The following is a 2,698-nucleotide window of genomic DNA, read 5'->3' on the forward strand; positions in this document are numbered from 1 at the left end:
CATTGGAACACCAAACGAAGGCAGAAACGACTTGAGGGACACACCCCGGAGGAATTCCGGAATATGTCCCTCACAGCCTGATCAGGTACCCTTAATAAACCACGTCCAACTTCCGGGGCGCAGTTCAGTTCACACGTTACCCCCTTATAATATAACGTCAAATTCCTGCATTCGTATGCAGGAATTTGATTTATGAGTCGATGGTGACCGATTTGATATGGGGCTGCAGGATATCTAGTTACTGACTGGTAGCTTTTGGTTTATCATGCTCGATACTGAACAGGGCAATGGAACGTCGATTGCATATTGTGATCATTCGGGGGTATATTTGGTTTATGTTGGCTGCCGAGCTGACATACTGAGAAGTATTATGGTGTGAGCAAGGAGATAGAAGGTTATGGGCAGGAGTCTATCTTTCCATAGCTGGCGAACGAGAATACGCGGTGTCGTTGCGGCTGTAGCTGCGACCGCAGTATCGTTCTCAATAGGAATCGTTTCATCGACAACTGCTTCCGCAGCTGAAGCGCAATTCCAGTCAGCGGCACAGGTATTTCGTATCAACGGGGAATCAGCTGCGAACAATTCCAAAATTTTTTGGCAGGCTGTGTCGGGCGCTAACAGCTACTCTGTATACCGTGTTTCTGCAGGCAGTAAGACGCTTGTGGGCACAACTTCGGGCACAAGCATCGATGATTATGGGTTGCCTGTTGGGACAGCGGCAACGTATGAGGTATTGGCATATTCAGGCAGCAGCCTGAAAGGGAAAGCTTCCTCCAACAGTGTTGAAACCTTTACTCCTACGCAGATTACGCTGCAGCATAACAATGTGACTCCGCCTGCGATGGACAAGGACCCGGTCGGCAAAACGGAAGTCCCAGTGTATAACTCACGTTCGGGTTCTACTCCCAAGCCTTTCAATGGCAGTCAAAAGAAGTGGGTGAACAGTGTTTCGAACGGTTGCCCCAGCAGCGCTGCTCAATTGGCAAAATACTGGTCTATTCGCCAGCCTTCCGATAACGATCAAAGACGTTCATGGATTCAGGTAAGGAAAGATGGCACTTCGCTGCATCTGTTCCAAGACACGCATTGGCAGTTCCAGGCGCAGGCTGATGCCATCAACCCTAATGGGCCGACGGTTTTTGCTTGTGATACTCATGAATACATCAATGATGCAAAGTCCGGTTCTAAGTGGGAGCTGCCTAACAGTCGAATTGAAGGTACAACCTTTATCGAGAATCCTGCTAACGGTCATGCGGTATTGATCGGACACTTGGAAGGTACGAGTGGCTATGACCGAGCGGAGCTGTTGATTGTCGATATTGATCCGGATAAAGGTGTGGTAAGCGCCTACCATGGCCGTCCGTCCAACCATGACATTCGTGATTTAAGCGCGTACGTTGAAGGCGGTACTCTGTACGTCGTCGCGGCCACTGACAAAAATCAGAATATCTCTATTATTAAGATCAATAGTTCGTGGAGCCAGCCTGAATCGATCTTAGCGACTGTATTTAAAGGTCAAGGGCGAGAAGCACCGAAGATCCATAAGATCGGCAACTACTATTATCTGTATACTTCTGCGACAAGAGGATTCTATTCATCTCAAACGAAGTATATCTATTCGACGAATCTGGCAGGTCAATGGTCAAATCCAATCAGCGTAGGTAATGCCACTGCCAGCGATGGACAGTTTTATCTGATCCGTACGGATTCGGGTAGCAAGAGAGTGACCTATTCCGAGATTGATAGACATTATGGTCAGTATCGCTCGCCGAAGACTGCACTTAATAATGTTCTTCGTATGCACCCGCTCGCTATCAATGGAACGTATCATGCAACCGCTTGGTATCCAGAAGTGGATGTCGACTCCGTATATGGTGCTGTTCCTGTACAGAACGGCAGGAATATTTCCTATGGGCGTGTTGCTTCTGATTCTGAGAATGGTAATACGAATCTACTGACTGACGGCAGTGATTCCGAAGATGCATCTTCTGTGGGCCACTCGACCAAGCCGTATACAGTGACTCTCGACTTGGGTGTTGCCAGCAACATTCGTGAGGTTGATTTTAGCTCTCGTCTTACGAATAGTGCATTGACGTATAATAAGTATGGAATTTCCGTTTCTAACGATGGAAAGTCCTTTACGCAGATTGTGAATGGTGATTCCAGTAACTTCTCTGGATTCATTCCGAATAGTGTCAATACCACGGCACGTTATGTTCGCTTGACGATGCGTGATTGGCCTCTGGTTTCTGGCTCTGGCTCGCAATGGAATCCCCCGAAGGAAGGTCTATACGAGATTTATGTGTATGGTAGCCTTCCGCCGGATACCACCAAGCCAGTGTTCTCTGGAGTCGGTGACGCGAGCATTGAGAGCGGTACCAAGTTTGATCCGAGAGCTGGTGTAACGGCCAAGGACGATCGTGATGGCGATCTGACCAAATCGATTACGGTGAGCGGAAGCGTTGATACATCCGTAATTGGCACGTATACATTGACCTATTCTGTTTCCGACAAGGCTGGCAACACTGCTACCGCAACGCGTAAGGTTACGGTAACCGCGGCTCGGCCAAGGTTCACGGTTCGGTTTGATGGTAATGGTGGTTCCGGTGCTGCCGCGCAGTCTGTGGCGCAGGGCGGCAAGGCCGCCAAGCCGAAGAATCCGACGCGTTCCGGCTATTCGTTCGATGGCTGGTATACG

Annotated in this window: 2 protein-coding genes; both read left to right on the forward strand. The window is 49.0% G+C overall.

Annotated elements, in window-relative coordinates:
• The coding region (locus JS541_RS14535) for an IS3 family transposase (RefSeq protein ID WP_214303740.1) at positions 1 to 81 on the forward strand (81 nt) is incomplete at its 5' end.
• 316 nt (positions 82 to 397) lie between these two features.
• Positions 398 to 2,698: immunoglobulin-like domain-containing protein (locus tag JS541_RS14540; protein ID WP_214375200.1), on the forward strand; the 2,301-nt coding region annotated here is incomplete at its 3' end.

The sequence above is a fragment of the Bifidobacterium sp. SO1 genome, assembly GCF_018555335.1.
Taxonomy (GTDB): Bacteria; Actinomycetota; Actinomycetes; order Actinomycetales; family Bifidobacteriaceae; genus Bifidobacterium; species Bifidobacterium simiiventris.